This is a genomic window from Nitrospirota bacterium (assembly GCA_040756155.1).
Taxonomy (GTDB): Bacteria; Nitrospirota; Thermodesulfovibrionia; order JACRGW01; family JBFLZU01; genus JBFLZU01.
This window is the reverse complement of sequence record JBFLZU010000057.1, coordinates 1-6,503: the sequence shown is the minus strand read 5'-3', so window position 1 is coordinate 6,503 and position 6,503 is coordinate 1. Positions and strand designations below refer to the sequence as shown.

Below are 6,503 nucleotides of genomic sequence, written 5' to 3'. Positions count from 1 at the left end.
GAAAACCACTTGTGAGTGGTGCTATACTCAGGTTTGAAGGGCAGGTGACTACAATAATTCCAGGAGAAGGTCCCTGTTATAGATGTCTGTTTGAGACACCACCACCCCCTGGATTGGTCCCGAGCTGCCAGGAAGCAGGGGTTCTTGGTGTCCTTCCGGGTGTAATAGGGGCAATACAAGCAACAGAGGCTTTAAAACTTATCCTTAATATTAATAAAGGAGAGATACTTAAAGGTCAGCTTCTTATCTATAATGCACTGAAGATGAGCTTCAAGAAGGTAAAGATACCGAAAAATCAGTTGTGTCCTGTATGTGGAGAGAACCCAACGATCAAAGAACTTATTGATTACGAGGAGTTCTGTGGCGTCAGATGATAATCAGCAGAGGACAGCTCAACGAAATGATCGAACACGCAAAGGCAGAATACCCAAAGGAGGCATGTGGTATCCTTGGAGGTAAAGATGGTAGGGTAGAGAGGGTCTACAGGATGAGGAATGTAGATGCAAGTACTGTAACATACCTGATGGATTCTAAAGAATGGATTATGGTAGATAAAAAACTTAGGGAAAGTGGTGAATCTCTTATTGGAATATACCATTCACATACATCATCTGAGTCATATCCATCTCTCAGGGATATTGAACTTGCACCTCTTACGTTTTATCCTGAGGCAGAGTATGTAATTATATCTTTATCTAATATGGGGTCTCCTGAGATAAAGTCATACAACATAATTGATGGTTCAGTATTAGAGAAGGAGATCGTGATAGTGTAAAGCCCGTGAGATATTATTAATCTCATGGGCTAAAGGAGGATTGCTGGTTATGGGGTTCGTGACAGGACTTAAGTGCAGGGAATGTGGAAGAGAATACCCTAAAGAACCTATATATGTCTGTGAATTCTGTTTTGGTCCACTTGAAGTGGTCTACGACTATAACTCGATAAAAAAGAGACTAAAGAAGAAACTGATCGCCTCAAGGCCAGCCAATATGTGGAGGTATGTAGAACTTTTACCGATAGACGATGAGCCTACAAGCGGGCTCGATTCTGGTTTTACACCGATGATAAAAGCTGATAGACTGGCTAAAGAAATTGGTGTTGGTGAACTCTACATCAAAGATGACTCTGTGAACCATCCTACGCTTTCATTTAAAGACAGGGTAGTAGCGGTGGCATTGAGTAAGGCAAGGGAGTTCGGGTTCGATACGGTAGCATGTGCATCTACTGGAAACCTTGCAAATTCAGTATCTGCGCAGGCATCGATGGCTGGTTTTAAAAGTTTTATTTTTATACCTGCAAATCTCGAGATGACCAAAATCATAGGTTCCCTTATATATGAGCCAAACCTTATTGCAGTTGACGGTAATTATGACGAGGTCAACAGACTCTGTACTGAAATAGCAAATAAATATAACTGGGCATTTGTTAACATAAATATAAGACCTTTTTACGCAGAAGGTTCAAAGACAATGGTATACGAAATACTTGAGCAGCTTGACTGGAAAGTGCCGTCGCATATAGTGGTTCCATGTGCGGGTGGTTCCCTGATAACAAAGATATGGAAGGGAATTAAGGAATTTAACGCCCTTGGGTTTATCAAAGATAAAGACACCAGGATATATGCGGCACAGGCTTCAGGCTGCGCTCCAATAGTTACTGCTATAAAAGAAAAAAGTGATATAATAAAACCTGTGAAGCCAGATACGATTGCAAAATCACTTGCCATAGGAAACCCGGCAGATGGTTTTTATGCGGTGCAGACCACAAAGGAGAGTGGCGGTTATGGCGAGGATGTAACTGACCAAGAGATTATAGACTCCATAAAACTTCTTGCAAGGACAGAGGGGATATTTACCGAAACTGCAGGAGGTGTAACCCTTGCCGCTACAAAGAAACTTATTGAGAGTGGAAAAATACCGAGGAATGAATCGATAGTTATGTGTATTACTGGTAATGGATTGAAGACCCAGGAGGCAGTGGCAGAAAGCCTCGCTAAACCATATTATATAAAACCATCACTCAGTTCTTTTGAGGAGAAACTATCTGAGATAAAAGGGAGGTAGAGAAAATGGGCGTTAAAATAAGAATACCGACACCATTACAGAGGCTTACAGGTGGAAAGGAAGAGGTAGAAGGAATACCGGGGACAGTAATAAAGGTAATAGAAGACCTCGATAGGCGTTTTCCTGGTATCGGTGAACGAATTGCTGAAAATGGTAAGATAAGAAGGTTTGTGAATATATATGTAAATGAAGAGGATATACGCTTTCTCAATAATGAAGATACTGTTGTAAAAGATGGAGATGAGGTCTCGATTATTCCAGCCATTGCTGGAGGGGAGGTTTTATGAAAAAAAGGGTGAAGTTGACTTTTCCTCAGCATCTGATAAAAGAACCTGTCATCTATACGATGGCTAAAAAGTTTGATGTAATGCCAAATATTAGAAGGGCAAAGATCACTGAGACAGTCGGTGAGGTTGTCCTTGAACTTGATGGTAGCGGAGAGAATCTCGATGCTGGTATAAAACATCTGAGAGAGCAGGGTGTTATCGTGGAGATGGTAGAAGGGGACATACTTGAGTGATATATGTGGAATGGAATAATATCTCATTACAAAGAATTCTTACCTGTTACAGATAAAACGCCAATAATTACACTAAAGGAAGGTAATACACCATTTATTAAGACATACAGGCTCAGGGATGTAATCAACCCACGTATTAATATATATTTTAAGTTTGAAGGCACGAATCCAACTGGCTCATTCAAAGATAGGGGGATGACGCTTGCTATATCAAAAGCAGTAGAGAATGGTTCAAAGGCAGTGATATGTGCTTCAACAGGCAACACCTCTGCTTCTGCATCTGCCTTTGCATCAAAGGCAGGTATAGACGCCATTGTACTGATACCAGAAGGCAAAATTGCAATGGGCAAACTGGCACAGGCAATAGTTCACAGTGCAAAGGTAATACAGATTAAGGGAAACTTTGATGCAGCCCTTTCCATCGTGAAAAGAATAGCAGAAAAATATTCAATAACACTGGTGAACTCAATAAACCCATTCAGACTTGAAGGGCAAAAAACAGGGGCGTTTGAGGTATGCGACCAGCTTGGTTCTGCCCCTGATTATCACTCATTACCAGTAGGTAATGCAGGTAATATAACCGCATACTGGAAGGGATACAAGGAATATTACAGTGCAGGCAGGATAAAAAGCCTTCCTGTTATGATTGGATTTCAGGCAGCTGGTGCTGCTCCGATTGTTCTCGGTCATCCTGTAGAACACCCTGAGACCATTGCATCAGCTATAAGAATTGGGAATCCAGCAAGCTGGAAAGGGGCTATAGATGCAAGGGATGAATCGGGTGGGAGGATAGAATCTGTTACAGATGAAGAGATAATTCAGGCATACAGGATGATTGCATCGCTTGAAGGGATATTCTGTGAGCCTGCATCTGCTGCGTCGGTTGCAGGTGTGATAAAATTAAACACGGAAGGTTACTTTAAAGAAGACTCTACAGTTGTTTGTACCCTGACAGGAAGCGGCTTAAAAGACCCTGATATAGCACTCAGGGTATCGGAACAGCCTGTAAAGGTTGATGCAGAGATGGAAGCGGTTGAGAGGATATTGGGGTATTAAGGTGAGATATGAAATATATCGTCTTAGTCGGTGATGGAATGGCTGATAGACCATTGGAAGAATTAGGTGGTAAGACATGTCTTCAGGCAGCAGATACGCCGAATATGGATAAACTTGCCTCCTCAGGACAGGTAGGTATGGTGAGAACCATACCAGAGGAACTTCACCCAGGCAGCGATGTCGCAAATCTATCTATTCTCGGTTACAATCCACTTATCTATTACACCGGTAGGGCACCACTCGAGGCTGCAAGTCTCAGGGTGGATTTATCCTCTCAGGATGTTGCATATAGATGCAATCTTGTAACACTGACGATAAAGGATAATGGCGCTATCATGGAAGATTATAGTGCAGGACATATATCATCAGAAGAGGCAAGATTATTAATAGAGGATATAGATAAGCAACTCGGTAACGATAATTTAAGGTTTTATGCTGGTATCGGATACAGGCACATAATGGTGTGGAAGAATGGTAAGGAAGATGTTGAATGTGTTCCTCCACATGACATTACGGGTAAGCCTGTGGTGGATTATCTACCTGTCGGAGATGGATCTGATGTCCTCAGAAGAATTATGGCTGATAGCTCAGTAGTGCTTAAGATGCATCCAGTAAATATAGAAAGAAGGGAGAACAAGCGTCGAGAGGCAAACGGCGTGTGGTTATGGGGACAGGGTAGAGTGCCACAACTGCCGGCATTTATTAAAAAGTATGGTCTAAAAGGTGGTATCATCTCTGCTGTTGACCTTACAAAAGGGATAGGTATATATGCAGGTTTTAAGATTATAGATGTCCCAGGAGCCACTGGCTACCTCGATACAAACTATGAGGGTAAGGCGGATTATGCTGTAGAGGCATTGAATAACCTTGACTTTGTATATCTGCATGTAGAGTCGCCTGACGAGGCAGGACATAATGGAGATATTGATGCTAAGATAAGAGCAATAGAAGATTTCGACCACAGGGTTGTTAGAAAGGTGACGGAGGATATGGAGCAGTTTCCTGAATACAGAATACTTCTTCTCACAGACCATCCTACACCGATAGGTGTAAGGACGCATACAAGAGAACCTGTTCCGTTTGTGATATACGATAGTCGAGGGTCGAAGGTCGAGGGTCGAAGGTCGAGGGTCGAAGGTCGAGGGTCGGGGATAAAATATGATGAAGCGATTAATGAGATAGATAGTATACTGAGATTCGAAGAAGGATACAGGCTGATGGATTATTTTATCAAAGGAAAATGATGGCTTTTGAAAAAGATTCATTCTATTGCACCTGACGATGAGTATGATAGGTAAAAATACTATTGATATCGATAAAATTTACTCAGCAGTAATTGAAGTAGCTAAAACTCAAGGCGCAAGGTTTGCCCTTATTTTTGGCTCCTTTGCAAGAGGTGATTATTCTAAGCGAAGTGATTTAGATGTTATATTTGTTGAAGAAACCAGAAAAAGGTTTATTGACAGAATTGGTAGGTATCTTGACACTCTAAGGGATAAAGAATCATTAAAGCCATTTGATATAGATGTATTGGTTTATACACCTGAAGAGTTTGAGAAAATGAAAAAGGATGGAAACAGATTTATTTTATGGGCACTAAGAGAAGGTAAGGTTTTATATGAGCATAGAGAAGGACAGAAGAACAGCATTGAAGTGGTTTGAGACTGCTAAAAGTGATTTAGATGCCTCAAGACTTTTAAGCAATTATGGTAAGCATGCTCATTCGTGTTTTCATTCACACCAAGCGGCAGAAAAGGCTGTAAAGGCGTTGTGGTATTTGAATAGCGAAGACCCGTGGGGGCATTCTGTTCAGAAACTAATTGATCATTTGCAACATGTGAACTTAGAGTTTTATGGTAAACTAAATAAGCTTATAAAAGATGCTAAGCTTTTAGATAGATTTTATATTCCAACTCGTTATCCCAATGGCTTGCCAGATATAACGCCAGATATGGCATATGACGAGGACGATTCAAAGTCTTGCATAGAGAAAGCAGAGAATATTCTTAAGACAGTAGAGGAGGTTTTAGGTTAATGCTTATTATTCAGAAATATGGTGGGACATCAGTCGCAAACATTGAGCGGATAAAGAATGTTGCCAAGAGGGTGGCAGAGGCAAGAGCAAAAGGCAATGATGTTGTGGTTGTTGTTTCTGCGATGAGTGGAGAAACTGATAAGCTCATAGGGCTTGCTGCACAGATTACAAGTAACCCTGATGAGAGGGAGATGGATCTGCTACTTTCCAGTGGTGAAAGGGTGAGCAGTGCACTCACTGCAATGGCTATACAGAAACTCGGTTATCAGACGCAATCCTTTACAGGAAGGCAGGTTGGCATCATAACAGACAGTGCCCACACAAAGGCCAGGATTGAAAAGATTTCAGCTGAGAGGCTTGCAGAGGCAATCAGAGAAGGAAATATCCCTGTGGTTGCAGGTTTTCAGGGCATAGATGAAAAATCAGATGTTACTACACTTGGAAGAGGAGGGTCAGATACTACTGCAGTTGCACTTGCAGCAGCACTTAATGCAGATTTATGTGAGATATATACTGATGTGGATGGTGTTTATACTACTGACCCTGATATAGTGCCAAATGCAAGAAAACTCGACAAGATATCTCACGAAGAGATGCTTGAAATGGCGAGTCTCGGGGCAAAGGTTCTTCAGACAAGGTCTGTTGAATTCGCAATGAAATACAATGTTCCTGTTGTAGTGAGGTCAAGTTTCAACGATAGCCCCGGAACACTGGTAACCAGGGAGGATGAGGATATGGAGAAAGTTATTGTATCAGGTGTTACATACGATAAAAACACTGCAAAGATAACCATCACCGGTGTCCCTGATAAGCCCGGTGTTGCAGCAAA

At 41.6% G+C, this 6,503-nt stretch carries 10 protein-coding genes; all 10 read left to right on the top strand.

Annotated features, from left to right (window positions below; all coding sequences use genetic code 11):
- A partial coding sequence (locus AB1488_05775; GenBank protein ID MEW6409606.1) for a ThiF family adenylyltransferase occupies positions 1 to 374 on the top strand: 374 nt, incomplete at its 5' end.
- On the top strand, positions 371 to 775 hold the full coding sequence (locus tag AB1488_05770) for a M67 family metallopeptidase (protein ID MEW6409605.1): 405 nt from the start codon (positions 371 to 373) through the stop codon (positions 773 to 775). The genes AB1488_05775 and AB1488_05770, both read left to right, overlap by 4 nt.
- Positions 776 to 824: 49 nt before the next feature.
- Positions 825 to 2,063, top strand: coding sequence for a threonine synthase (locus tag AB1488_05765; protein ID MEW6409604.1), 1,239 nt, complete (start codon positions 825 to 827; stop codon positions 2,061 to 2,063).
- A gap of 5 nt (positions 2,064 to 2,068) precedes the next feature.
- A complete protein-coding gene (locus AB1488_05760; protein ID MEW6409603.1) occupies positions 2,069 to 2,350 on the top strand; it encodes a MoaD/ThiS family protein in 282 nt (93 codons plus the stop codon).
- Positions 2,347 to 2,583: an NIL domain-containing protein gene (locus AB1488_05755; GenBank protein MEW6409602.1), complete on the top strand. Its 237-nt coding sequence runs from the start codon at positions 2,347 to 2,349 to the stop codon at positions 2,581 to 2,583. Before AB1488_05760 ends, AB1488_05755 begins: the two co-directional genes overlap by 4 nt.
- Positions 2,584 to 2,586: 3 nt before the next feature.
- The gene (thrC, locus tag AB1488_05750) at positions 2,587 to 3,639 is read left to right on the top strand and encodes a threonine synthase (protein ID MEW6409601.1); all 1,053 of its coding nucleotides are present in this window, start codon (positions 2,587 to 2,589) and stop codon (positions 3,637 to 3,639) included.
- Positions 3,640 to 3,647: 8 nt separating this feature from the next.
- Entirely contained in the window at positions 3,648 to 4,883 is a 1,236-nt protein-coding gene (locus AB1488_05745) for a cofactor-independent phosphoglycerate mutase (GenBank protein ID MEW6409600.1), read from the top strand.
- Between the two features lie 43 nt (positions 4,884 to 4,926).
- Entirely contained in the window at positions 4,927 to 5,301 is a 375-nt protein-coding gene (locus AB1488_05740; GenBank protein MEW6409599.1) for a nucleotidyltransferase domain-containing protein, read from the top strand.
- Entirely contained in the window at positions 5,258 to 5,674 is a 417-nt protein-coding gene (locus AB1488_05735; protein ID MEW6409598.1) for a HEPN domain-containing protein, read from the top strand. The genes AB1488_05740 and AB1488_05735 overlap by 44 nt, the downstream gene beginning before the upstream one ends.
- A partial coding sequence (locus AB1488_05730) for an aspartate kinase (protein ID MEW6409597.1) occupies positions 5,674 to 6,503 on the top strand: 830 nt, incomplete at its 3' end. The genes AB1488_05735 and AB1488_05730, both read left to right, overlap by 1 nt.